Genomic DNA, 22,549 nt, shown 5'->3' with positions numbered 1-22,549 from the left:
CCCTGAATGACCCTCGAACGCGAAGCCGCTGCCAACACCGCCAAGGTCCTGTCCGAAGCGTTGCCTTATATTCGACGCTACGTCGGCAAGACGCTGGTGATCAAGTACGGCGGCAATGCCATGGAAAGCGATGAGCTGAAAACCGGCTTTGCCCGCGACATCGTGCTGATGAAGGCCGTGGGGATCAACCCGGTGGTCGTCCACGGCGGCGGCCCGCAAATCGGCGACCTGCTCAAGCGTTTGTCGATCGAGAGTCACTTCATCGATGGCATGCGTGTCACTGACGCGCAAACCATGGACGTGGTGGAAATGGTCCTCGGTGGCCAGGTCAACAAAGACATCGTCAACCTGATCAACCGCCACGGTGGCAGCGCCATCGGCCTGACCGGCAAGGATGCGGAGCTGATCCGTGCGAAAAAGCTCACCGTTACCCGCAAGACGCCCGAGATGACCCAACCGGAAATCATCGATATCGGCCAGGTGGGTGAAGTGGTGGGGGTGAACACCGACCTGCTCAACCTGCTGGTCAAGGGTGACTTCATCCCGGTGATCGCGCCGATTGGCGTGGGCGCCAATGGCGAGTCGTACAACATCAACGCCGACCTGGTGGCGGGCAAAGTGGCGGAAGCGTTGAAGGCTGAAAAGCTGATGCTGCTGACCAACATCGCCGGCCTGATGGACAAGGAAGGCAAAGTACTGACCGGCTTGACCACCCAACAGGTGGATGACCTGATCGCCGACGGCACCATCTACGGCGGCATGCTGCCCAAGATCCGCTGCGCGCTGGAAGCAGTGCAAGGCGGCGTCGGCAGCTCGCTGATCATCGATGGCCGCGTGCCGAATGCGGTACTGCTGGAAATCTTCACGGATACCGGTATGGGCACGCTGATCAGTAACCGCAAGCGGCCTTAATCGCTGCAAACAAAAAAGCCCCGCTCAATTGAATTGAGCGGGGCTTTTTTTGTAGGAGCGAGCTTGCTCGCGAAAAACGTCAACGATAACGCGTGCTTCCTGAATGAACGCGGCGCCTGGGAGTTTTTCGCGAGCAAGCTCGCTCCTACAGGGAGAGCGGCGTCAGACGCCGAACTGCTCGCGGTATGCACGCACAGCCGGCAAATGCTGCTTGAGCTGCGGGTCATCTTCCAGGAACTGCAACACCTGGTTCAACGACACGATGCTCACCACCGGAATGCCGAAATCGCGCTCCACTTCCTGGATCGCCGACAACTCACCGTTGCCGCGCTCCTGGCGGTTCAAGGCGATCAGCACACCGGCAGCCTTGGCGCCGTCCTGGGAAGCGATGATTTGCATCACTTCACGGATAGCAGTGCCCGCGGTGATCACGTCATCGATGATCAGCACATCGCCGGTCAATGGCGCGCCGACCAGGCTGCCGCCTTCACCATGGGCCTTGGCTTCCTTACGGTTGAAACACCACGGCAGGTCCTGACCGTGATGCTCCGCCAGGGCAACCGCCGTCGCCGCAGCCAGGGGAATACCTTTGTAGGCCGGGCCAAAGAGTACGTCGAAGGAAATACCGCTCTCAACGATGGCTGCCGCATAGAAACGGCCCAGCTGAGCCAGGGCCGAACCTGAGTTGAACAGGCCTGCATTGAAGAAGTACGGGCTGGTGCGCCCGGACTTGAGGGTGAACTCACCGAAGCGTAAAACGCCGCGATCGATGGCAAAACGAATGAAATCGCGCTGATACGCCTGCATGAAAAAAGCCTCAGATACCACGGATTTAGCTAATTGGGTGGACGGCGTGTATCATACACGCACGCGATTTTTGGGGCCATTTATGCGGATCATCAGTGTGAACGTTAATGGTATTCAGGCTGCAGTCGAGCGTGGTTTGCTCAGTTGGCTGCAAGCACAGAATGCCGACGTCATCTGCCTGCAGGACACCCGTGCCTCCGCCTTTGAACTGGACGACCCAGCCTTCCAACTGGATGGCTACTTCCTTTATGCCTGCGATGCCGAAGTGCCCACCCAAGGTGGCGTGGCTTTGTACTCGCGGTTGCAACCCAAGGCGGTCATCAGCGGCCTCGGCTTCGAGACAGCCGACCGCTACGGGCGTTACCTGCAAGCCGATTTCGACAAGGTCAGCATCGCGACCTTGCTGCTTCCTTCGGGGCAGAACGGCGATGAAGACTTGAACCAGAAATTCAAGCTAATGGACGATTTCGCCCGTTACTTGGATAAACAGCGACGCAAACGTCGCGAGTACATTTATTGTGGCTCGCTGTACGTGGCGCAACAGAAGCTGGATATCAAGAACTGGCGCGACAGTCAGCAATCCCCAGGCTTCCTGGCGCCGGAACGCGCCTGGATGGACGAGATTGTCGGCAACATGGGCTATGTCGATGCCCTGCGCGAAGTCAGCCGCGAAGGCGACCAGTACAGCTGGTGGCCGGATAACGAACAGGCCGAGATGCTCAACCTGGGCTGGCGTTTCGACTACCAACTGCTGACCCCGGGCCTGCGCCGGTTCGTACGCAGCGCACGCCTGCCGCGCCAGCCGCGCTTCTCGCAGCACGCGCCGCTGATCGTGGACTACGACTGGACATTGACCATCTGAGGTCATTCTCCAGGCACAAAAAAACCGACAGTGATGTCGGTTTTTTTGTGGCCGCTCGGTTACTTGACCAGGCGCCAGGTCCACGGATAGCGATAGGCAATGCCTTTGTTGGCCTTGATACCGGCGATGATCGTCAGAATCAACGCACCAATCACCAGCACGGTCATCAGCAAGAAGCCGACCACCACAAAGCCCAACAACAGGCACACCAGCCAGGCGATCGCCACGGTGATCTGGAAATTCAGCGCCTCCTTGCCCTGGTCATCGACGAGCGGGTCCATGTCTTTCTTGAACTGCCACAGGATCAACGGCCCCAGCAGGCTGCCGAAGGGAAATACCAACCCCAGGAATGCCGCGAAATGACACAACATTGCCCACTGGCGTACTTCCTTGGACGGTGCCGGAACTGGCAACTGGCTGTCATTCATGGTGCTTCTCCTTGGGGCCGGCTCAGTCAGCCAGCGCGGCGTTCTGCAATTCAAAGATTTCGGTCATGCCCTTCTGGGCCAAGGCCAGCATGGCGTTCAGCTCAGCCGGCTGGAATGGCGCGCCTTCGGCAGTGCCCTGCACTTCGATGAAACCACCGGTGCTGGTCATGACCACATTGAGATCGGTCTCGGCAGCCGAGTCTTCCAGGTAGTCCAGGTCCAGCACAGGCTCGCCCTGGTACATGCCAACCGACACAGCGGCGATCATCTGCTTAAGCGGGTCACCCGCTTTCAGGCCGCCGCGCTTCTTGATCACCTTCAAAGCGTCAACCAAGGCCACCATGGCGCCGGTGATGGACGCCGTGCGGGTGCCGCCATCTGCCTGGATCACGTCGCAATCGACGTAGAGGGTGACGTCACCTAGCTTGGACATATCCAAAGCGGCACGCAGGGAACGACCGATCAGGCGCTGGATTTCCAGGGTTCGCCCGCCTTGCTTGCCACGGCTGGCTTCACGCTGGTTACGCTCGCCAGTGGCGCGCGGCAGCATGCCGTATTCAGCGGTCAACCAACCCTGGCCCTGGCCCTTGAGGAAGCGCGGCACGCCGTTTTCGACGCTGACAGTGCAGATGACCTTGGTATCGCCAAACTCGACCAGTACAGATCCCTCGGCGTGTTTGGTGTAGTTGCGGGTGATGCGGATCGAGCGGAGCTGATCGGCAGCGCGACCACTTGGACGTTTCATAGGGGATACCTGTACTGAGGACGAAAAACTGCCGAGCATTATAGAGCCGCGAACCGGTTCGGGGCACTTCTAAAAAATCCGGTTACCAATGCCCGGGTTTGGGCGACCCCCTCCCACTGCGCTACAATCCTGCGCCTCCAGACGGTAGGAGCGAGCTTGCTCGCGAAAAACGTCAACGATTACGGGGCCTTCCTGATTCAACGCGGTGCCCTTGCGTTCTTCGCCAGCCAGCTCGCTCCTACAGGTCGGCCTGGTCAATTTCTATTTATCCAACGCGAGGTACCTCCATGGTGCACAGCATGACCGCCTTCGCCCGTGTCGAAAAAGCCGGGGCCCAAGGCACCCTCAGCTGGGAACTGCGCTCGGTCAACAGCCGTTACCTGGAGCCGCACCTGCGCCTGCCAGAGTCGTTCCGCGACCTCGAAGGAGCGGTGCGTGAAGCGCTGCGCCAGGGCATTTCCCGTGGCAAGCTGGAATGCACCTTGCGCTTTACCGAAGAAACCACCGGCAAGCCGCTGCAGGTCGACCGCGACCGCGCCGCCCAACTGGTGGCCGCGGCCGAAACCATCGCTGGGCTGATCAAGCAGCCGGCCGCATTAAACCCTTTGGAAGTATTGGCCTGGCCCGGCGTGCTGGTGGCCGACGCGGCCGACCCACAGGCCTTGAATGCCGAAGCCCTCGCCCTGTTCAACCAGGGTCTGAAGGAACTCAAGGCCGGCCGTGAGCGCGAAGGCGCCGAACTGGCGCGCCTGATCAACGAGCGGCTGACGTCGATCGAAGCCGACGTGGTGACCCTGCGCGAACTGGTACCGCAGATGCTCGCCACCCAGCGCCAGAAGGTCCTCGACCGCTTCACCGACATGAAGGCCGACCTCGACCCGACGCGCCTGGAACAGGAAATGGTCCTGCTCGCGCAGAAGAGCGACGTGGCCGAAGAACTCGACCGCCTGAGCACCCATATCCTTGAAGTGCGCCGCGTACTCAAGTCGGGCGGTGCCGCCGGTCGGCGCCTGGACTTCCTGATGCAGGAACTCAACCGCGAAGCCAATACACTGGGCTCCAAGGCGTTCGACCCGCGCAGCACCACGGCGGCGGTCAACCTCAAAGTGTTGATCGAGCAAATGCGCGAACAAGTACAGAACATTGAGTAAGGCACCCTCCATGACCCACAGCACCGGCACCCTTTACATCATTTCCGCCCCTTCGGGCGCGGGCAAAAGCAGCCTGGTCAAGGCTTTGACCGACGCCGACGAGCAGATCCGCATTTCGGTCTCCCACACCACCCGCGCCATGCGTCCGGGCGAAGTGGACGGTGTGCACTATCACTTCGTCGAGCGTACCGAGTTCGTCAAGATGATCGAGCACGGTGACTTCCTGGAGCGCGCCGAAGTGTTCGGCAACCTCTATGGCACCTCGCAAAGCCACCTGCAACAGACCCTGGACGAAGGCCACGACCTGATCCTGGAAATCGACTGGCAGGGCGCCGAGCAAGTGCGCCAGCTGATGCCCAAGGCACGCTCCATCTTCATCCTGCCGCCCTCGCTCCAAGCCCTGCACCAACGCCTGACCAACCGCGGCCAGGACAGCGACGAGATCATCGAGGGGCGCATGCGTGAGGCCGTCAGTGAAATGAGCCACTACGTCGACTACGACTACCTGATCATCAATGACGACTTTGCCCACGCACTGGACGATTTGAAGGCGATTTTCCGCGCCAACCAACTGCAGCAAAAGCGCCAACAGCAACGTTTCGGCAAATTACTCGCCGAATTGCTCGGCTGATTGGCTCTTCCCAAAACAGCTGCAAGGGCCTTACATTGGCACTTGTAGCGGTTTTGCGAAGGCCTGCGAAAAATCAGCGCTTCCCTAAACGCTGGTGATTTTTTAAACTGCTCAGTCCGCTCGCCCAACCGGGCAGCGCGCATCTTGCATTCGCTCCGAGGAATACCATGGCCCGCGTAACCGTTGAAGACTGCCTAGAACACGTGGATAACCGCTTTGAGCTGGTCATGCTCTCTACCAAGCGTGCCCGTCAACTGGCCACTGGCGGCAAAGAGCCCCTGGTCCAGTGGGAAAACGACAAGCCTACCGTTGTAGCCCTGCGTGAAATCGCTGAAGGCCTGATGAGCTACGAGTTCATCGCCAACGCCGAAATCGTTGAAGACGAACCGCTGTTTGCAGCGTTCGAAGGCGAGTCCAACGAGGACGTCTAAGCCTATGCCTGGTCGACGTAGCACGGCGCGGGGTCACAGCCATCGGCAGGAGTTCACACTTTGCCGAGCATAGACGCCCTCGCCGATCGCTTATCGGCCTACCTCGGCGCCGACCAGGTCAACCTGGTTCGCCGAGCGTATTTCTACGCCGAACAAGCCCACGACGGCCAGCGCCGACGTAGCGGCGAGGCGTATGTCACCCATCCTCTTGCGGTGGCCAATATTCTTGCCGACATGCACATGGACCATCAGAGCCTGATGGCCGCGATGCTGCATGACGTGATCGAAGACACCGGCATTGCCAAGGAAGCGCTCAGTGCGCAATTTGGCGAAACCGTGGCCGAACTGGTCGATGGGGTCAGCAAGCTGACCCAGATGAACTTCGAGACCAAGGCCGAAGCCCAGGCGGAAAACTTCCAGAAGATGGCCATGGCCATGGCCCGAGACATTCGGGTGATCCTGGTCAAGCTGGCCGACCGGCTGCACAACATGCGCACGCTGGAAGTGCTGTCCGGCGAAAAACGCCGACGCATCGCCAAGGAGACCCTGGAAATCTATGCGCCCATCGCCAACCGGCTGGGCATGCACGCCATTCGTATCGAATTCGAAGACCTTGGCTTTAAAGCCATGCACCCCATGCGCTCGGCACGCATCTACCAGGCGGTCAAGCGCGCACGGGGCAACCGCAAGGAAATCGTCAACAAGATCGAAGAGTCCCTGAGCCATTGCCTGGCGATCGACGAGATCGAGGGCGAGGTCAGCGGCCGGCAGAAGCACATCTACGGCATCTACAAGAAGATGCGCGGCAAGCGTCGGGCCTTCAACGAGATCATGGACGTGTATGCGTTCCGGATCATCGTCGACAAGGTCGATACCTGTTACCGCGTGCTGGGCGCTGTACACAATTTGTACAAACCCCTGCCGGGCCGCTTCAAGGACTACATCGCAATTCCCAAGGCCAACGGCTACCAGTCCCTGCATACCACGCTGTTTGGCATGCACGGGGTGCCGATCGAGATCCAGATCCGCACCCGTGAAATGGAAGAGATGGCCAACAACGGCATCGCCGCCCATTGGCTGTACAAGTCCAGCGGCGACGAGCAGCCCAAAGGCACCCATGCCCGTGCGCGCCAATGGGTCAAGGGCGTGCTGGAAATGCAGCAACGTGCCGGCAACTCCCTGGAATTTATCGAAAGCGTGAAGATCGACCTGTTCCCGGACGAGGTCTACGTGTTCACGCCCAAAGGCCGGATCATGGAGCTGCCCAAAGGCTCCACGGCGGTCGACTTTGCCTACGCGGTGCACACCGATGTCGGTAACAGCTGCATCGCCTGTCGCATCAACCGGCGCCTGGCCCCGCTGTCCGAACCGCTGCAAAGCGGCTCCACGGTGGAGATCGTCAGTGCACCGGGCGCTCGCCCGAACCCGGCCTGGCTCAACTTCGTAGTCACCGGCAAGGCGCGTACGCATATTCGCCACGCACTGAAATTGCAGCGCCGCTCCGAGTCCATCAGCCTGGGCGAACGCCTGCTGAACAAGGTACTCAACGGCTTCGACAGCGCCCTGGACAAGATCCCGCAAGAGCGCGTGCAAGCGATGCTCCACGAGTACCGCCAGGAAACCATCGAAGACCTGCTGGAAGATATCGGCCTGGGCAACCGCATGGCCTACGTGGTCGCCCGACGCCTGCTGGGCGAAGGCGAACAGCTGCCGAGCCCTGAAGGCCCGCTGGCGATTCGCGGCACCGAGGGCTTGGTGCTCAGCTACGCCAAATGTTGCACGCCGATCCCGGGCGACCCGATTGTCGGCCACTTGTCCGCAGGCAAGGGCATGGTGGTGCACTTGGACAACTGCCGCAACATCACCGAAATCCGCCACAACCCGGAAAAATGCATCCAGCTCTCGTGGGCCAAGGATGTCACCGGCGAATTCAACGTCGAGCTGCGGGTGGAGCTGGAACACCAGCGCGGCCTGATCGCCCTGTTGGCCAGCAGCGTCAACGCCGCCGACGGCAATATCGAAAAAATCAGCATGGACGAACGCGATGGTCGCATCAGCGTGGTCCAACTGGTGGTCAGCGTGCACGACCGCGTGCACCTGGCCCGCGTGATCAAAAAGTTGCGCGCCTTGACCGGTGTGATCCGCATCACCCGCATGCGTGCATAACCGATCCATTACAAGGAGTCATTCATGACCAAGACAGTTATCACCAGCGATAAAGCTCCAGCTGCCATCGGCACTTATTCCCAGGCGATCAAGGCGGGCAACACCGTCTACATGTCCGGCCAGATCCCACTGGACCCAAAGACCATGGAACTGGTTGAAGGCTTCGAAGCCCAGACCGTACAGGTCTTTGAAAACCTCAAGTCCGTGGCTGAAGCTGCCGGTGGTTCGTTCAAGGACATCGTCAAGCTGAACATCTTCCTCACCGACCTCAGCCACTTCGCCAAGGTCAACGAGATTATGGGCAAGTACTTCGAACAACCTTACCCAGCCCGCGCCGCCATCGGCGTTGCCGCCCTGCCAAAGGGCGCACAGGTTGAGATGGACGCCATTCTGGTCATCGAGTAAAACACCCGGCGCAGCCCCAACAGGCTGCGCCGACTTCGTTTCAGAAGGATTTCGTAATGCGCAAAGCGCTTGTAGCCTCCTCGTTGCTCGCCCTGTTGCTCGGCGGCTGTGCCAGCAACCCCGCCGACCTGGATGTGAGCGGCACCTGGATCAACCAGGCCGCCATCGACGCGGCAGCCAAGGGCGGCCCTTTGCGTGAAGCCCTGCAGTCCTATGGCCCCAACCTTGAGTGGGAGGTCAACACCAAGGCCTTGCAGGCGCGCTACTACAACGGTTTTGAAGTGGCGGAAGGCAAGTTGTCGGGTGAAAAACCCGGCGCGTGGAACGTGGACTTCTATGGCAGCTCTGCCACCGAACTCAAGCGCAAAGGCAAGCAACTGCTGCAAGTGGCCAACGACAATGAGCCCGAGCAGCTGTTTGCCCGCGCCAAAGACCCGGCTCCAGAAGGCGCGCCACTGGGCGCCAACTTCGAACGCGCACTGTACGCGGCCTACATGGGCGGCGACTGGAAGATCAGCGACGGCACCGGCAGCGGCGCCACGGTGCAGTTCCAGGCTGACGGCAAAGTCGCCGGCCTGCCGGGGGTTGATCGTTATTCACTCTGCCTGGCAGGCGACTGCGCCTCCATGAGCGGCGGCTATGACAGCATCTGGCTGCAACTGAATGGCCAGGGCAACCCTTGGATTTTCGCGCGCAAGGGTGAGCAACTGGAGATCTTCCAGGCGATCAATACTGCGCAGGCCGATGAAGTGCCTTCGTTTACGCCAGGCCCTCGCCAGTGGCTGCTTGAAAAGTAATAAAAGCCTCACCTGAATCAAAATGTGGAAGCTGGCTTGCCTGCGAGAATCGTAGGTCTCCACACAACTCGATCAACGGTAACCACGATGCGAAGCGAGTCGCTCTTGATCTTGATCTGCTTTTGATCTCAGGCGCCCCGTTAAACCACGCTGGCCGGAATTCGACAGGGATTTGGGGGGTAAACCGGCAGGGATGCCGGTTTAGCCGCCCCGCGCCATGGATGGCGCGTGGCGGCGGCCCCCCAAATCACTGGCGGATTACGGGCACACCGAGCCTAGGCGAGGTGCCGAGTGGTGGGGCGAGGACCTTTTGGTTACTTTTGGGTCCTTCCAAAAGTGACCCGCTGTCAGAGCGGAACCCTAGGTGGCCGTTACCTAAATAACGGATATGTACCCGGTTCAACTGTGTTGACTGTGAGGCCGTCTTCGCAGGCAAGCCAGCTCCCACATTTGGATGGTGGTGTGTCAGCCAGATCAGCGTCGACTGTCAGGCCGTCACGGGAGCAAGCTCCCTCGCCACAGGTCCAGCGTCGGCTCTAAGTTGTGTAGATACCTATGCTGCGATGACGGTATTACACCCAACAAAGATGTGGTGGATATACCGCCATCGCAGGCAAGCCAGCTCCCACAGTTTTGACCGCGTTTCAGCCTTTCAAGATCGCCGCATAGCCTTCCCGGTAGGTCGGGTATGTCGGCACCCAGCCCAACGCCTTGATACGCGCATTACTGCATTGTTTGCTGCCAGCACGGCGCACACTGGCGTCCTCGGCCCACTCGGTCACACCCAGATACTCGCGCAGCCAGGCCACTACTTCGGCCAATGGCGCAGGCGCATCGTCAACGCCGATGTAGACCTTGTCCAGCGAGCCGCCCTTTTCCACATGCCGCAGCAAAAAGGCGAGCAGGCCCGCGGCGTCATCGGCGTGGATACGGTTGCCATACAACGGCGGATCAACCGCTACGCGGTAGCCTTGACGCACCTGGGTCAGCAGCCATTCACGGCCAGGCCCGTAGATGCCGGTCAAACGCACGATGGTGGCTGGAATACCGCTATTGAGCGCCACTTGCTCAGCTTCCAGCATCACCTGCCCCGAATAGCCCTTCGCTTGCGTCTCGGACGTTTCGTCGACCCACTCGCCGTTTTGCTGCCCATACACACTGCTGCTGGAAACAAACAGCAAATGCTTGGGCGTCTGGCCGTAGTCGTCCAGCCACTCCAACACATGCAGCAACCCTTGCACGTAGGCGGCGCGATAGCCGGCTTCGTCGTGGTCAGTGGCAGCGGCGCAGTACACCAGATAATCCACCCCGCCGATGGGCCAGGTGTCAGGGCAATCCTTTTTGAACAGGTCGCCGGCGATGCCGATCACCCCGTCGGGCAGGCGCGAAATATCACGGCGCAGGCCGTGGACCTCCCATTCCGAGGCCAGCAATTGGCTAGCCAGCCGACTACCCACATCGCCGCAACCGGCAATCACAACAGAAGGCGCAGACATTACAAAACTCCATTCTTAAAGGCGCAGATTAGCCGCCAGACATGACCGACGGCCAGAAAAAGCACAAATAAAGTTACTGTATTACTTCTGTTAACAAGAATTACTTGCAATAATGACCGCCCATTTGTCCTCGACCCTTTGGGTCTGGAAGGACGATCACCCATTTTTTCTCTCAGGTCCGGCCAGCATGACACGTCATACCACCCCCGCTTCGCCAACCAAGCTTCACAGTCCCTCCCGCGCCTGGCGTGCGATTGCTGCGATGCTGTTCAGCGTACTGCTGGCACCGACCGCCGCATTCGCTGACGCCACCGCCCCCGCCGCTCCAGCAGCCGCCGAGCAAAATGCCGCGACCCCGGCAGCGCCTGCCGTCGCGCCAGTGGCTACCGACCCGGCCCAGGCCGCCGGTGCTGCCGCACCTGCCGACGAAACCGGCGTGGTACTGGAAGAAGACAACACCCTGGGCATGGCCCACGACTTGTCGCCATGGGGCATGTACCAGAATGCTGACGTAGTGGTGAAAGCCGTGATGATCGGCCTGGCCATCGCCTCGATCATCACCTGGACCATCTGGATTGCCAAAGGCTTCGAGCTGTTGGGCGCCAAGCGTCGTCTGCGTGCTGAAATCGTCCACCTGAAAAAAGCCACCACCCTCAAGGAAGCGAGCGAAACCGCGACCAAGAAGGGCACCCTGGCCAACCTGCTGGTGCACGACGCGCTGGAAGAAATGCGCCTGTCGGCCAACACCCGCGAAAAAGAAGGCATCAAGGAGCGTGTCAGCTTCCGCCTGGAGCGCCTGGTTGCTGCCTGCGGCCGTAACATGAGCAGCGGCACCGGCGTACTCGCCACCATCGGTTCCACCGCGCCCTTCGTCGGCCTGTTCGGTACCGTGTGGGGCATCATGAACAGCTTCATCGGCATCGCCAAAACCCAGACCACCAACCTCGCCGTCGTTGCCCCCGGCATCGCCGAAGCACTGCTGGCGACCGCCCTGGGCCTGGTTGCCGCGATTCCTGCGGTGGTCATCTACAACGTCTTCGCCCGTTCGATTGCCGGCTACAAGGCCCAGGTGTCGGATGCATCGGCTGAAGTCCTGTTGCTGGTCAGCCGTGACCTCGATCACCTGCCTACCGAGCGCAGCTCGCAACCGCACATGGTGAAAGTGGGGTAATCGGCCATGGGCCTGCATTTGAATCAAGGCGACGACGAACTCGTCGAGAACCACGAAATCAACGTCACGCCGTTTATCGACGTGATGCTGGTGCTGCTGATCATCTTCATGGTGGCGGCACCGCTGGCGACCGTGGACATCAAAGTGGACCTGCCCGCGTCCAGCGCCAAGCCGGCGCCGCGGCCAGAGAAACCGATCTTCCTCAGCGTCAAGGCGGACCAACGCCTGTTCCTGGGCGAAGAAGAAGTCAAGGCTGAGACCCTGGGGCCGGTGCTGGACGCCAAGACCCAAGGCAAGAAAGACACGACGATCTTCTTCCAAGCCGACAAAGGCGTGGACTACGGCGACCTGATGAGCGTGATGGATGCCCTGCGGGCAGCCGGCTATCTCAAGGTCGGCCTGGTCGGACTTGAGACGGCAGCCAAGAAATGATCACGACGCGCCACAAACTGACGCGTTATGGCACCAGCCTCGCCGTCGTGCTGGGCGTGCATGCCGTCGCGATCATCATCGCGCTCCAATGGTCCGCGCCGCAGGCGATCCAGCTGCCACCCGCCGCCATGGTCATCGACCTGGCGCCGCTGCCAGCGCCACCGCCGCCTCCAGCCCCGCCCAAGGTCGTCGCGCCGCCGCCGCCACCGGTCGAAGAGCTGCCCCTGCCGAAGCTGGCCGAGGCGCCCAAGCCAACGATCCAGGTGCCCAAGCCGGTCAAGCCCAAGCCTAAGCCACAACCGCCAAAGCCGGTGGAGAAGAAGCCCGAGCCGCCCAAGGAGAAACCTTCCGAGGAGCCACCGAGCGAAACGCCGCCGAGCAACGCACCTGCGCAGAAGTCCGCACAGCCTACGCCGGGCCCATCGGCACAGCAGCTGGCCGCCCAGGCTTCCTGGCAAAGCACGTTGCTGGCGCATCTGCAGAAGTACAAGAAGTACCCGCCTGGCGCCCAACGCAGTGGCAAGGAAGGTATGAACCGCTTGCGCTTCGTGGTCGATGGCGAAGGCAATGTACTGTCCTACGAACTGGAAGGCCGCTCCGGCAACGCCGACCTGGACCGCGCAACCCTTGAGATGATCCGCAAGGCTCAGCCGCTGCCCAAGCCGCCCGCCGACCTGTTGAAAAACGGCAGCGTCGAACTGGTCGCGCCATTCGTTTACAACATCGACAAGCGTCGCCGCTGACAGAGCACTGTGGGAGGGACCTGCGCCCTCCCACATGCGCTTTATGACCTCAGCAAAATTCCGACATTCCCCACTCAATCCCCAGCAAAGTTCTGATAACGTGCGTCTATCGATTGCAGCCGGTATGCTTGGCCCGCAACCTCATGGACGCCCGCTATGACTCTTACAGAATTACGCTACATCGTGACCCTCGCCCAAGAACAGCACTTCGGCCATGCCGCCGAACGTTGCCACGTCAGCCAGCCGACGCTGTCGGTGGGTGTGAAAAAGCTTGAAGACGAACTCGGTGTGCTGATTTTCGAGCGCAGCAAGAGCGCCGTGCGCCTCACCCCGGTGGGCGAAGGCATCGTTGCCCAGGCCCAGAAGGTCTTGGAACAAGCGCAAAGCATTCGCGAACTGGCCCAGGCCGGCAAGAACCAGCTGACCGCACCGCTCAAAGTCGGCGCCATCTACACAGTCGGCCCCTACCTGTTCCCGCACCTGATTCCGCAACTGCACCGTGTTGCGCCACAGATGCCGCTGTATATCGAAGAAAACTTCACCCACGTGCTGCGCGACAAACTGCGCAACGGCGAGCTGGACGCGATCATCATCGCCCTGCCCTTCAACGAGGCGGACGTGCTGACATTGCCGCTTTACGACGAGCCGTTCTACGTGCTGATGCCGGCCTCCCATCCGTGGACCAAGAAGGACACCATCGACGCCGGCCTGCTCAACGACAAGAGCCTGCTGCTGCTCGGTGAAGGCCACTGCTTCCGCGACCAGGTGCTGGAAGCCTGCCCGACCCTAACCAAGGGCAACGACGGCGCCAAGCACACCACGGTGGAATCCAGTTCCCTGGAAACCATTCGCCATATGGTCGCTTCCGGCCTGGGTATTTCGATCCTGCCGCTGTCGGCTGTGGACAGCCATCACTACGCCCAAGGCGTGATCGAAGTACGCCCACTCACGCCGCCGGTGCCGTTCCGTACCGTGGCGATTGCCTGGCGCGCCAGCTTCCCGCGCCCCAAAGCGATTGAGATCCTCGCGGACTCGATCCGCCTGTGTTCGGTGGCCAAGCCGCCCGTTGCGAGCTAAGCCACGGTATGACTGAGTTATCGCAGGTGTCGGTGACGGCACTCAAGGGTGTCGGTGAGGCCATGGCCGAGAAACTGGCCAAGGTCGGCCTGGAGAACCTTCAGGACGTGCTGTTCCACCTGCCCCTGCGCTACCAGGACCGCACTCGCGTGGTGCCCATCGGCCATTTGCGCCCTGGGCAGGACGCGGTGATCGAAGGCACCGTCAGTGGCGCCGACGTGGTGATGGGCAAGCGCCGCAGCCTGGTGGTGCGCCTGCAGGACGGCACTGGCGGTTTGAGCCTGCGCTTCTACCACTTCAGCAACGCGCAGAAGGAAGGCCTCAAGCGTGGCACCCGCGTGCGCTGCTACGGCGAGGCACGCCCAGGCGCCTCGGGCCTGGAAATCTACCACCCGGAATACCGCGCCATTACCGGCGATGAACCGCCACCGGTGGACACCACGCTCACGCCGATCTACCCGCTGACCGAGGGCCTGACCCAGCAACGTCTGCGCCAGTTGTGCATGCAGACCCTGACCATGCTCGGCCCGCAAAGCCTGCCCGATTGGCTGCCCCTGGAGCTGGCCCGCGACTATCAATTGGCGCCCCTGGCCGATGCGATACGGTATTTGCATCACCCGCCCGCCGATGCCGATGTGGACGAACTCGCCCTCGGCCATCATTGGGCCCAGCATCGCCTGGCCTTTGAAGAACTGCTCACGCACCAGCTGTCCCAGCAACGCCTGCGCGAAAGCATGCGTTCCCTGCGCGCCCCGGCAATGCCCAAGGCCACGCGGCTGCCTGCGCAATACCTGGCCAACCTCGGCTTTGCACCGACCGGCGCGCAACAGCGCGTGGGCAATGAAATCGCCTACGACCTCAGCCAGCAAGAACCGATGCTGCGACTGATCCAGGGTGACGTAGGCGCCGGCAAAACCGTGGTCGCCGCCCTCGCCGCCTTGCAAGCCCTGGAAGCTGGCTACCAGGTGGCGCTGATGGCACCGACGGAAATTCTCGCCGAACAACACTTCATCACCTTCAAGCGCTGGCTCGAACCCCTGGGCCTGGAAGTAGCGTGGCTGGCTGGCAAGCTCAAAGGCAAGAACCGCGTGGCCGCCCTGGAGCAGATCGCTGCCGGCGCACCGATGGTGGTGGGCACCCATGCACTGTTCCAGGACGAAGTGCAGTTCAAGAACCTCGCGCTGGTGATCATCGACGAACAGCACCGCTTTGGCGTGCAACAGCGCCTGGCCCTGCGCCAGAAAGGCGTGGGCGGGCGCATGAACCCGCACCAGTTGATCATGACCGCCACGCCGATCCCACGCACCCTGGCCATGAGCGCCTACGCCGACCTCGACACCTCGATCCTCGACGAACTGCCGCCGGGGCGAACGCCGGTCAACACCGTGCTGGTCACCGACACGCGGCGCGTCGAAGTGATCGAGCGCGTGCGCGGTGCCTGCGCCGAAGGCCGCCAGGCGTACTGGGTGTGCACCCTGATCGAAGAGTCCGAAGAACTGACCTGCCAGGCCGCCGAAACCACTTATGAGGACCTCACCAGTGCCTTGGGTGAGCTCAAGGTCGGGTTGATCCATGGCCGTATGAAACCGGCGGAAAAAGCCGCAGTGATGGCCGAGTTCAAGGCCGGTAACCTGCAATTGCTGGTGGCCACCACTGTGATCGAAGTGGGCGTGGACGTTCCCAACGCCAGCCTGATGATCATCGAAAACCCCGAGCGCCTGGGCCTGGCACAACTGCACCAGTTACGTGGCCGGGTTGGCCGGGGCAGCGCCGCCAGCCACTGCGTGCTGCTCTATCACCCGCCGCTGTCGCAGATCGGTCGCCAGCGACTGGGCATCATGCGCGAAACCAACGATGGTTTTGTCATCGCCGAAAAAGACCTCGAACTGCGCGGCCCCGGTGAAATGCTCGGTACGCGCCAGACCGGACTGCTGCAATTCAAGGTTGCCGACTTGATGCGCGATGCCGACCTGCTGCCCGCGGTCCGCGACGCCGCTCAGGCCCTGCTTGAACGCTGGCCCGACCACGTCAGCCCGTTGCTCAACCGCTGGCTGCGCCACGGCCAGCAATACGGCCAAGTCTGATCCCCTCCTGTAGGAGCGAGCTTGCTCGCGAAGAGCGCCAACGATAACGCGGACATTCTGGGGGATCGCTCCGTCAGGAAGCTCTTCGCGAGCAAGCTCGCTCCTACAGGGGATCGGCGCGCAGCCAACCTCGTCACAAAGAACACTTATCCGACCAACACCTGTATCAAGCTGGTTATACTCCAATGAATGTAAGAAATTGGATCAGGCCATGTCAGAAGTTGCCCTCGCCACAGCCCCACTGACCGCCCCGCCGGTCATTCGGGCGCTGCTCGCAAAGCTCGCCATCCCCTACACGGAAGTCATCGAACAGCCTGGCCTGAACCCTGCCCGAAAGGTCCAGGCGGTGTTGCTTGAGGATGCGGTTGGCGCGCTCATGGTGCTGTTCCCCCAAAGCCAGTTGCTGGACCTCAACCGCCTCGCCGAACTCACCGGTCGCCGCCTCACGGCCGTGGCCCCCGAGCGTGTCGAGCGGATGTTGGGCAAGCATGACTTGAGCCTGCTGCCAGGCTTGCCGCCACTGACCAGTTCGCCATGCCTGTACGAAGGCCGCTTGCTCAATGAGCCGAGCCTGCTGGTGCATTCGGGCGAAGCCGGGCTGTTGCTGGAAATCCCCACCGACGCCTTCAAGAGCCTGCTCACCAAGGCCAGCGCCGCGCAGTTTGGCGAACCCTTGAGCAACATCCGCCCGAACCTCGACCGCCCCAATGATGACCGCGAGGAAATCACCCAAGCGATGCAAGCGTTCACTGCGCGCCGTATCCAGCAACGCCTGGAAGCGACCATCGAAATTCCGCCGCTGGCCGACACCGCGCAGAAGATCATCAAGCTGCGTGTCGACCCCAACGCCACCATCGACGACATCACTGGCGTGGTGGAAACCGACCCAGCCCTTGCCGCCCAGGTCGTAAGTTGGGCCGCGTCGCCCTACTACGCCTCGCCGGGCAAGATCCGCTCAGTCGAAGACGCCATTGTGCGCGTGTTGGGCTTTGATCTTGTGATCAACCTGGCGCTGGGCCTGGCCCTGGGCAAAACCCTGAGCCTGCCCAAGGACCGCCCGCACCTGTCCACGCCGTACTGGCACCAGTCGATCTACACCGCCGCCGTCATCGAGGGCCTGACCCGCGCCATGCCCCGTACCCAGCGTCCGGAAGCCGGCCTGACCTACCTGGCAGGTTTGCTGCACAACTTCGGCTACCTGCTGCTGGCCCACGTGTTTCCGCCGCACTTCTCGCTGATCTGCCGGCACCTGGAGGTCAACCCGCACCTGTGCCACAGCTACGTCGAGCAACACTTGCTGGGCATCAGCCGCGAACAGATCGGCGCCTGGTTGATGCGTTACTGGGACATGCCGGACGAACTGTGCACCGCCCTGCGCTTCCAGCACGACCCCACGTATGACGGGCAATACGCCGAATACCCGAACCTGGTGTGCCTGGCGGTGCGCCTGTTGCGCAGCCGGGGGATCGGCTCCGGGCCGGATGAATCCATTCCGGATGCACTGCTGGAGCGCCTGGGCCTGAGCCGCGAGAAGGCGGAGGATGTGGTGGGTAAAGTGCTGGATGCCGAAGTACTGTTGCGCGAATTGGCTTCGCAGTTCAGTCAGGGATAGACCTGCTGCCTGTTACACCGCTATCGCAGTCAAGCCAGCTCCCACAGTTGACCGTATTTCAAAGTTGGAACGCGGTCACTGTGGGAGCTGGCTTGCCTGCGATGAATCCAACGCGGTGCATCTGAACGCTCTACGTCTTTGACGCTCGTTCCCACGCGGGGCGAACCAGTTGGGAACAGAACGCAGATCAGTCGTGGTTCTTATCAATCAATGTAAACACCAACGCTTTTACCTGAAAAGTGGAGGTGTACTTGCAAACCAGCTTGGTATTCGGATGTGTGCTTGGATCAAGATGATAGGCATCCCACCCTCCAGTCATACCCCCGGGCTGTGGCATTTTTACAGGAACACCTGATTCTACAGGGACGCCGAAATGCGACCGAATGTCGGATTTCGTCATCGTAGAAGCGAGAGGTTTGGGCAGCTCGCCCTTATATTCCAATGTCGACGGAGTGCTTTTAATCAGAGTGATGAACAGCGCTTCCAATCGCTTGGTTTCTGCCCAAAAACTCAGGGAAAGTCCCCATGCAGGTTCTAAGTGCAGGCGATCCCGCCCGTCATAAAGTTCTTGTAATGGCTGGTTCGGTATCAGCCCTTCGGTAATCAAATCTTCGTAGCGTTTGCCCAGATTTCTGATCCAGCCATTAATAGTTTGCGCACTCATCAATACCACCCCTGTTCTTTACTGAGCCTATGCAGTTGCTCCCGAGCCACTTCGACGTCTGCTTCGGTGAAGCCTTCCTCCAGAAGTCCGCGTTTAATCGCATTGAAGTTGCTGTCCACCGCGGCCCTCAGGTCGGAGGCATCCTGCATCTGCTTTGCTTTGGTACTACGCCCGCCGTAGGTCTCACTATATTTTTGGTGGACTCGGGCAGGAATAGCGATGCTTGGGGCTCGCCGAAGGTAATCCCTTATTTCCCGTGGATCCATTTCTCCGTCAAGTTTTAGCAGAACAGCTTCAAGCACTTTACGAGCCGGAAGATGATCGATGTCATAGCCGTCTTTGATGCTGCGACTGCTCAAGTCGTCATATGGCCCAACTTCCAGTGGGTGAACCATTGGCTTGGCAAACACCAAATACAACGGCGGCATACCCGAGTCAGCAGGAAACGAAATGATCGTATCCTGCCAGGTAACTTCGTTAGCTTCCCGGCCAGGGTAGTGGCTGATTGCCGAGTCTTGCCCCACTGCAATCGGATGAACGAACAAATTATCCAGACGTTCCTGTGCACCCGGATACGGACTCGGCGCGTTGACCACCGGCCCATGGTTCGGCGTCCATGTGATGCTGATGCCATCCAGCACCGCCACCATCGCGCTTTTGTCCACATTCCACCGGGCTTGTGCAACCGGCACACGGTCAGCGCCACTGCCAGGTTGGGTATGTAGGCCATAAACACGCAGTTCACAGGACTCATCCTGGCGAAACTGGAAACGCACTCGCGTGCTGGCCAAACGTATCCCCTCCAACTGCTCCGGGGTGTACAGCGTTGAATCACCGATATCCCGTGGCCAGAATGCCAGCAGCACGAGGTTGAGGGCGGAACTGGCGCCGGCCAAGCCTCGTACAGCCCAGGCACCGAGGTCGCTGCCGAGTGTGCCGGCTACCCTGCCGACGGCGCCCGTGCTACCGGTTGAAGCCATGAGGGCGGTGGTGCCGAAGTTTTTGGCGTTTTCCGGGGCGGTGCCCGCAGCTGTAGAACCGGCCGGTACCGAAACGCAGGACTTGGCAAAAACGCAGGCATCAGCGGCACGATTCGACGCAACGGGCGCGGCATAATTCGCAGGGGGCGAGGCGGATGCAGTCGGCCTCATTACAATCGGGGTGACACGTTGAGGTTGGGGACCAAACTCCTGAGATTTGGAACTCTGATTGGCAATCAACTCCGGCGGCGGATCGCATTTGCAGATGCACAGATCACCCTCCAGTGCCGCTTGTTTGCCGTTCCACTCTTCGTGCAAATGAGGGCCGGTAAGCGCGATGAAGCCTTCAGTGCCGCAAGCCGGACAAGCGACCCGGTCACCCTCCCTCGAGATCATTTCGCCGTTGAAACTGGTGCCCTCACAACCGCTGGTTACCTTGCCACCCACCGTGGTGGTTGAACCTGTGGTGATGTTGTAGCGCCTCACATTGGGTTCTCCATGCAGTCGATGAGGTTGGCGTTGGTCGGTCCAACTGGCTGCTGAACTTGAAAATCAATGCTCTTCATGTTTGGTCCTTTTTTAGCGCGCAAGGATGCTCAAACGCGGTCGTTGCGTTGTTATGCAAAAGGAAGGGCGCCGAAATGGCGCAAGGAAGATATTGCTGACGAGCGCAAAGCCAAACAACTGTCCGTTCGGCTAGGTAGTGGGAAAAACAGAAACGTCTTACAAGGCTTTGAGGTTGTCCCTAGGACACTCGACCTCTAGTCTTCGTACACCGCTGCACACGCAGCGGTTGGGCGTCGCGGCCCGGTTTAATCAGACGCAAAGTGCCATTTCCGCTTTCAGATGACGCCTTTTTATCGTCTACTGTGCGGCGTTATGGTGGCTGTGCGCGGGATACCTTCGGGTATGCCGGTTTCCTGATTCCGGTCCGCGAACCTGCGTACAGCTACCACCCGATCGCGTCGCGGCGATCTGTGGCAGCTCCACTTAAATCAGGAAGTTCACGATGATCCAACCTACCCCCCATCCCCCCATCCGCTTGTTCACTGTAGCCGCAGGCATCAGTACCGAAGACCTGTTGGTCAACCTCAGCGAAACACTGGCCTCGGCCAATGCGCTGAGTTGCGATCTGGCCTTTGACCTTGAAGGACCAAAACGAGAGGAGCTGCTGGGCGTTGCGCAGTTAATCGAACTGGCACAGTTGCTAGCTGATCGGGTACTCAATGTCTCGGGGCAAGTAACCCGGTGAGATGACGGCAATACCCCGAGAACCTGGTATGTCTGGCGGTGCGCCTGTTGCGCAGCCAGGGGTAAACCCGCCGCCTGTTACACCGCTATCGCAGGCAAGCCAGCTCCCACAATTGACCGTATTTCCAAGTTGGAACGCGGTCACTGTGGGAGCTGGCTTGCCTGCGATGAATCCAACGCGGTGTCCCTGAACATCCCCCCTCAATGTAGGAGCGAGCTTGCTCGCGAAAAACCTGAGAACACCGCGGGGCGGCAGGCAACCCGCGTCATCGTTACTTCTTTTTCTTCGGCTTCAGATACTTGGTCAGCCCCTGGAACCAGATTACCAGTGCCGGGTTGCCCTTGATCTGGATCGACTTGTCCTGAATCCCCGTCATAAACGCCAGTTGCTTGTTCTTCGCCTGCATCGTGGCGAAGCCGTAGGCGGCATCCTTGAAGGCAATCGCGAAGGCCGGCGCCGGGTGGACACCTGAGCGGCTGGTGATGCGCTGGTCTTTGACGATGAAGTGACGGGCAACCTTGCCGTCGAGGGTCTGCAGCTGGAAGGCCAGGTCTTTGTCACCCAGTTGCTGCTGGAAGGCGGGGTTGGTGCGGCTGGCTTTGCCCATCATCAGGCCCAGCACCCACAGGAGAAGACGAAATTTCATGCACACGGCCTCGGTGTATTTATTGGAGTGGCCGCAGCAGTGTAACGATTTGCAAAAAGAACGCCACCGATCTCGCGCTTTAGGCGCAGATCGGTTGGCGTTTAACGCTTATAGCAACAAGTACTTAAACGTTAGGGCACGGCACTGGCGCCCAGTCGGCCAGGTTTGGATTGCGGCAAGTTGCTTCGATCTGGGTTTTGCCCGCAGTGGCCACCTGCTTGCTTTCAGCTTGCTTGGCCTGCACGGTCTGGATGCTGCGCTCGGTGGTTACCGCTTCTTTTGGCACTGTTGGCAGCACCAGCTTCTTGGCTGGCTTGACGGCTTTCTTGCCCTTGGCCGGAGCGACCACTGGCGTGGTATCGGCGGTGGCCACGGTCACCACATCGCTGCGCTGTACGCCGACCTGTTGCAGGTCTTTCTCGTACGCTTGGGTGTAGTTGTTCAGGTCTTCGCTGGCTTTGCCGTTGACCGTCACGATCAGGTCATTGGATTCCTTCAAGCCTGCAACGATTTCCGCCAGGCGCTTGCGGCCTTCGGTGTCGTTGACGGTCTTGGCCTTGCGATCAGCCACCAGCTTGGTGAATGCGCTCTGGTAGCACTGCTGCGAGGCCTTGGCATAGGCGGTGCTGCGGTCGATGTCCGAGGCGCTTTTGTTGAAGTCGGTGGAGTAGGACGCGATGCGCTGGTTGTCATCGGTGATCTGCTTCTGACGCTCGGTGTAGTAACCCGCCGCGCCGCCAGCCAGGGCGCCGCCTGCGGCACCGATTGCGGCATTGCGGCCACGGCTGTCCTTGTCGCCGGTCAGCGCGCCCAGCAGGGCACCACCGGCCGCGCCGATCGCGGCACCGGTGACGACCGACTTGGTCATGTCCGAATCGGTGGCGCGCAGGTGCTGCACCGGCTCGTAGCAGTTGGGGTAGTACTCGACCTTGGTGCTCGACGCTACCTTGGATGCAGGCGACGTAGCGCAACCAGTCAACACGGTGCTGAAACCAGCTGCGATCAGCAGCAGGTGACGCTTGGAAACCGCCTTACGGGAAAAAAGCATAGATGTGAT

Annotated in this window: 23 protein-coding genes; 15 read left to right on the top strand and 8 right to left on the bottom strand. The window is 60.5% G+C overall.

The genetic code is table 11. From position 1 onward, the window contains the following. Window positions 1-6: 6 nt before the first annotated feature. Window positions 7-912, top strand: coding sequence for an acetylglutamate kinase (gene argB / locus CRN80_RS09695; RefSeq protein ID WP_032894535.1), 906 nt, complete (start codon window positions 7-9; stop codon window positions 910-912). Between the two features lie 162 nt (window positions 913-1,074). Here argB and pyrE read toward each other — a convergent pair whose 3' ends face one another. Then, complete coding sequence (gene pyrE / locus CRN80_RS09690; protein WP_003195489.1) at window positions 1,075-1,719, bottom strand: orotate phosphoribosyltransferase; 645 nt, start codon at window positions 1,717-1,719, stop codon at window positions 1,075-1,077. Between the two features lie 82 nt (window positions 1,720-1,801). Here pyrE and CRN80_RS09685 point away from each other — a divergent pair, with 82 nt between their 5' ends. Next, window positions 1,802-2,581 (top strand): exodeoxyribonuclease III, encoded by a 780-nt coding sequence (locus CRN80_RS09685; protein WP_003195493.1) that lies wholly within the window; start codon window positions 1,802-1,804, stop codon window positions 2,579-2,581. Window positions 2,582-2,640: 59 nt separating this feature from the next. On the opposite strand, the gene CRN80_RS09680 is transcribed toward CRN80_RS09685, so the two are convergent. Both CRN80_RS09680 and rph read right to left on the bottom strand, forming a co-directional pair. After that, the gene (locus CRN80_RS09680) at window positions 2,641-3,009 is read right to left on the bottom strand and encodes a DUF4870 domain-containing protein (RefSeq protein WP_032894534.1); all 369 of its coding nucleotides are present in this window, start codon (window positions 3,007-3,009) and stop codon (window positions 2,641-2,643) included. Window positions 3,010-3,031: 22 nt separating this feature from the next. Next, window positions 3,032-3,754 carry a ribonuclease PH gene (gene rph, locus CRN80_RS09675; RefSeq protein WP_003195497.1) on the bottom strand — a complete coding sequence of 241 codons (723 nt, stop codon included), beginning with the start codon at window positions 3,752-3,754 and terminating at the stop codon, window positions 3,032-3,034. Between the two features lie 287 nt (window positions 3,755-4,041). On the opposite strand from rph, the gene CRN80_RS09670 reads away from it, so the two are divergent. The 6 genes from CRN80_RS09670 (at window position 4,042) to CRN80_RS09645 (ending at window position 9,335) form a co-directional block, all read left to right on the top strand. Beyond that, window positions 4,042-4,905: a YicC/YloC family endoribonuclease gene (locus CRN80_RS09670; protein WP_003195504.1), complete on the top strand. Its 864-nt coding sequence runs from the start codon at window positions 4,042-4,044 to the stop codon at window positions 4,903-4,905. A 10-nt stretch (window positions 4,906-4,915) separates the two neighbouring features. Continuing rightward, entirely contained in the window at window positions 4,916-5,536 is a 621-nt protein-coding gene (gene gmk, locus CRN80_RS09665) for a guanylate kinase (protein ID WP_003195506.1), read from the top strand. 167 nt (window positions 5,537-5,703) lie between these two features. Beyond that, window positions 5,704-5,967, top strand: coding sequence for a DNA-directed RNA polymerase subunit omega (gene rpoZ / locus CRN80_RS09660; protein ID WP_003195508.1), 264 nt, complete (start codon window positions 5,704-5,706; stop codon window positions 5,965-5,967). Window positions 5,968-6,027: 60 nt separating this feature from the next. Then, window positions 6,028-8,133 (top strand): bifunctional GTP diphosphokinase/guanosine-3',5'-bis pyrophosphate 3'-pyrophosphohydrolase, encoded by a 2,106-nt coding sequence (gene spoT, locus CRN80_RS09655; protein ID WP_003195510.1) that lies wholly within the window; start codon window positions 6,028-6,030, stop codon window positions 8,131-8,133. 24 nt (window positions 8,134-8,157) lie between these two features. Beyond that, on the top strand, window positions 8,158-8,538 hold the full coding sequence (locus CRN80_RS09650) for a RidA family protein (protein WP_003176922.1): 381 nt from the start codon (window positions 8,158-8,160) through the stop codon (window positions 8,536-8,538). A 56-nt stretch (window positions 8,539-8,594) separates the two neighbouring features. Continuing rightward, a complete protein-coding gene (locus CRN80_RS09645; RefSeq protein ID WP_003195513.1) occupies window positions 8,595-9,335 on the top strand; it encodes a hypothetical protein in 741 nt (246 codons plus the stop codon). 644 nt (window positions 9,336-9,979) lie between these two features. On the opposite strand, the gene CRN80_RS09635 is transcribed toward CRN80_RS09645, so the two are convergent. Further along, window positions 9,980-10,831: an SDR family oxidoreductase gene (locus CRN80_RS09635; RefSeq protein ID WP_098950042.1), complete on the bottom strand. Its 852-nt coding sequence runs from the start codon at window positions 10,829-10,831 to the stop codon at window positions 9,980-9,982. Between the two features lie 187 nt (window positions 10,832-11,018). Between CRN80_RS09635 and exbB the strand changes: the two genes are divergently transcribed. The 6 genes from exbB to CRN80_RS09605 all read left to right on the top strand — a co-directional run bounded on the left by exbB (window position 11,019) and on the right by CRN80_RS09605 (window position 17,950). Next, window positions 11,019-12,002, top strand: coding sequence for a tonB-system energizer ExbB (gene exbB / locus CRN80_RS09630; RefSeq protein ID WP_032894531.1), 984 nt, complete (start codon window positions 11,019-11,021; stop codon window positions 12,000-12,002). 6 nt (window positions 12,003-12,008) lie between these two features. After that, complete coding sequence (gene exbD, locus CRN80_RS09625; RefSeq protein WP_003195519.1) at window positions 12,009-12,434, top strand: TonB system transport protein ExbD; 426 nt, start codon at window positions 12,009-12,011, stop codon at window positions 12,432-12,434. Next, complete coding sequence (locus CRN80_RS09620; RefSeq protein WP_003195521.1) at window positions 12,431-13,177, top strand: energy transducer TonB; 747 nt, start codon at window positions 12,431-12,433, stop codon at window positions 13,175-13,177. Before exbD ends, CRN80_RS09620 begins: the two co-directional genes overlap by 4 nt. A 156-nt stretch (window positions 13,178-13,333) precedes the next feature. Further along, on the top strand, window positions 13,334-14,254 hold the full coding sequence (locus CRN80_RS09615; RefSeq protein WP_003195523.1) for a hydrogen peroxide-inducible genes activator: 921 nt from the start codon (window positions 13,334-13,336) through the stop codon (window positions 14,252-14,254). 8 nt (window positions 14,255-14,262) lie between these two features. Beyond that, complete coding sequence (recG, locus tag CRN80_RS09610; RefSeq protein ID WP_003195525.1) at window positions 14,263-16,338, top strand: ATP-dependent DNA helicase RecG; 2,076 nt, start codon at window positions 14,263-14,265, stop codon at window positions 16,336-16,338. Between the two features lie 211 nt (window positions 16,339-16,549). Then, entirely contained in the window at window positions 16,550-17,950 is a 1,401-nt protein-coding gene (locus CRN80_RS09605; protein WP_094774741.1) for an aminoacyl-tRNA deacylase and HDOD domain-containing protein, read from the top strand. Window positions 17,951-18,137: 187 nt separating this feature from the next. Here the strand turns inward: CRN80_RS09605 and CRN80_RS09600 are convergent, their stop codons facing one another. Together CRN80_RS09600 and CRN80_RS09595 are read right to left on the bottom strand one after the other, a co-directional pair. Then, the gene (locus CRN80_RS09600) at window positions 18,138-18,614 is read right to left on the bottom strand and encodes a DUF6392 family protein (RefSeq protein WP_034134061.1); all 477 of its coding nucleotides are present in this window, start codon (window positions 18,612-18,614) and stop codon (window positions 18,138-18,140) included. Beyond that, entirely contained in the window at window positions 18,614-20,080 is a 1,467-nt protein-coding gene (locus CRN80_RS09595) for an S-type pyocin domain-containing protein (protein ID WP_098950041.1), read from the bottom strand. The genes CRN80_RS09600 and CRN80_RS09595 overlap by 1 nt, the downstream gene beginning before the upstream one ends. A 523-nt stretch (window positions 20,081-20,603) precedes the next feature. Between CRN80_RS09595 and CRN80_RS09590 the strand changes: the two genes are divergently transcribed. Then, a complete protein-coding gene (locus CRN80_RS09590; RefSeq protein ID WP_057710580.1) occupies window positions 20,604-20,846 on the top strand; it encodes a DUF6124 family protein in 243 nt (80 codons plus the stop codon). A 271-nt stretch (window positions 20,847-21,117) separates the two neighbouring features. Here CRN80_RS09590 and CRN80_RS09585 read toward each other — a convergent pair whose 3' ends face one another. Beyond that, the gene (locus CRN80_RS09585) at window positions 21,118-21,492 is read right to left on the bottom strand and encodes a hypothetical protein (RefSeq protein ID WP_003195530.1); all 375 of its coding nucleotides are present in this window, start codon (window positions 21,490-21,492) and stop codon (window positions 21,118-21,120) included. A 124-nt stretch (window positions 21,493-21,616) separates the two neighbouring features. Continuing rightward, a complete protein-coding gene (gene tagQ / locus CRN80_RS09580) occupies window positions 21,617-22,540 on the bottom strand; it encodes a type VI secretion system-associated lipoprotein TagQ (protein ID WP_098950040.1) in 924 nt (307 codons plus the stop codon). Window positions 22,541-22,549: the final 9 nt, after the last annotated feature.

This window comes from Pseudomonas sp. FDAARGOS_380 (genome assembly GCF_002591235.1).
In the GTDB taxonomy this organism is placed as follows: domain Bacteria; phylum Pseudomonadota; class Gammaproteobacteria; order Pseudomonadales; family Pseudomonadaceae; genus Aquipseudomonas; species Aquipseudomonas salmasensis.
This window is presented reverse-complemented; position numbering and strand designations above follow the sequence as displayed.

Bases quoted from the DNA above. Each gene is read 5' to 3' on its own strand.
- rpoZ (WP_003195508.1), top strand. From the start codon at position 5,704: ATGGCCCGCGTAACCGTTGAAGACTGCCTAGAACACGTGGATAACCGC.
- tagQ (WP_098950040.1), bottom strand. From the start codon at position 22,540: ATGCTTTTTTCCCGTAAGGCGGTTTCCAAGCGTCACCTGCTGCTGATC.
- CRN80_RS09590 (WP_057710580.1), top strand. From the start codon at position 20,604: ATGATCCAACCTACCCCCCATCCCCCCATCCGCTTGTTCACTGTAGCC.
- CRN80_RS09650 (WP_003176922.1), top strand. From the start codon at position 8,158: ATGACCAAGACAGTTATCACCAGCGATAAAGCTCCAGCTGCCATCGGC.
- gmk (WP_003195506.1), top strand. From the start codon at position 4,916: ATGACCCACAGCACCGGCACCCTTTACATCATTTCCGCCCCTTCGGGC.
- CRN80_RS09635 (WP_098950042.1), bottom strand. From the start codon at position 10,831: ATGTCTGCGCCTTCTGTTGTGATTGCCGGTTGCGGCGATGTGGGTAGT.
- CRN80_RS09670 (WP_003195504.1), top strand. From the start codon at position 4,042: ATGGTGCACAGCATGACCGCCTTCGCCCGTGTCGAAAAAGCCGGGGCC.
- CRN80_RS09600 (WP_034134061.1), bottom strand. From the start codon at position 18,614: ATGAGTGCGCAAACTATTAATGGCTGGATCAGAAATCTGGGCAAACGC.
- exbD (WP_003195519.1), top strand. From the start codon at position 12,009: ATGGGCCTGCATTTGAATCAAGGCGACGACGAACTCGTCGAGAACCAC.
- CRN80_RS09605 (WP_094774741.1), top strand. From the start codon at position 16,550: ATGTCAGAAGTTGCCCTCGCCACAGCCCCACTGACCGCCCCGCCGGTC.
- pyrE (WP_003195489.1), bottom strand. From the start codon at position 1,719: ATGCAGGCGTATCAGCGCGATTTCATTCGTTTTGCCATCGATCGCGGC.
- CRN80_RS09585 (WP_003195530.1), bottom strand. From the start codon at position 21,492: ATGAAATTTCGTCTTCTCCTGTGGGTGCTGGGCCTGATGATGGGCAAA.
- rph (WP_003195497.1), bottom strand. From the start codon at position 3,754: ATGAAACGTCCAAGTGGTCGCGCTGCCGATCAGCTCCGCTCGATCCGC.
- CRN80_RS09645 (WP_003195513.1), top strand. From the start codon at position 8,595: ATGCGCAAAGCGCTTGTAGCCTCCTCGTTGCTCGCCCTGTTGCTCGGC.
- CRN80_RS09685 (WP_003195493.1), top strand. From the start codon at position 1,802: ATGCGGATCATCAGTGTGAACGTTAATGGTATTCAGGCTGCAGTCGAG.
- CRN80_RS09680 (WP_032894534.1), bottom strand. From the start codon at position 3,009: ATGAATGACAGCCAGTTGCCAGTTCCGGCACCGTCCAAGGAAGTACGC.
- argB (WP_032894535.1), top strand. From the start codon at position 7: ATGACCCTCGAACGCGAAGCCGCTGCCAACACCGCCAAGGTCCTGTCC.
- CRN80_RS09615 (WP_003195523.1), top strand. From the start codon at position 13,334: ATGACTCTTACAGAATTACGCTACATCGTGACCCTCGCCCAAGAACAG.
- exbB (WP_032894531.1), top strand. From the start codon at position 11,019: ATGACACGTCATACCACCCCCGCTTCGCCAACCAAGCTTCACAGTCCC.
- CRN80_RS09620 (WP_003195521.1), top strand. From the start codon at position 12,431: ATGATCACGACGCGCCACAAACTGACGCGTTATGGCACCAGCCTCGCC.
- recG (WP_003195525.1), top strand. From the start codon at position 14,263: ATGACTGAGTTATCGCAGGTGTCGGTGACGGCACTCAAGGGTGTCGGT.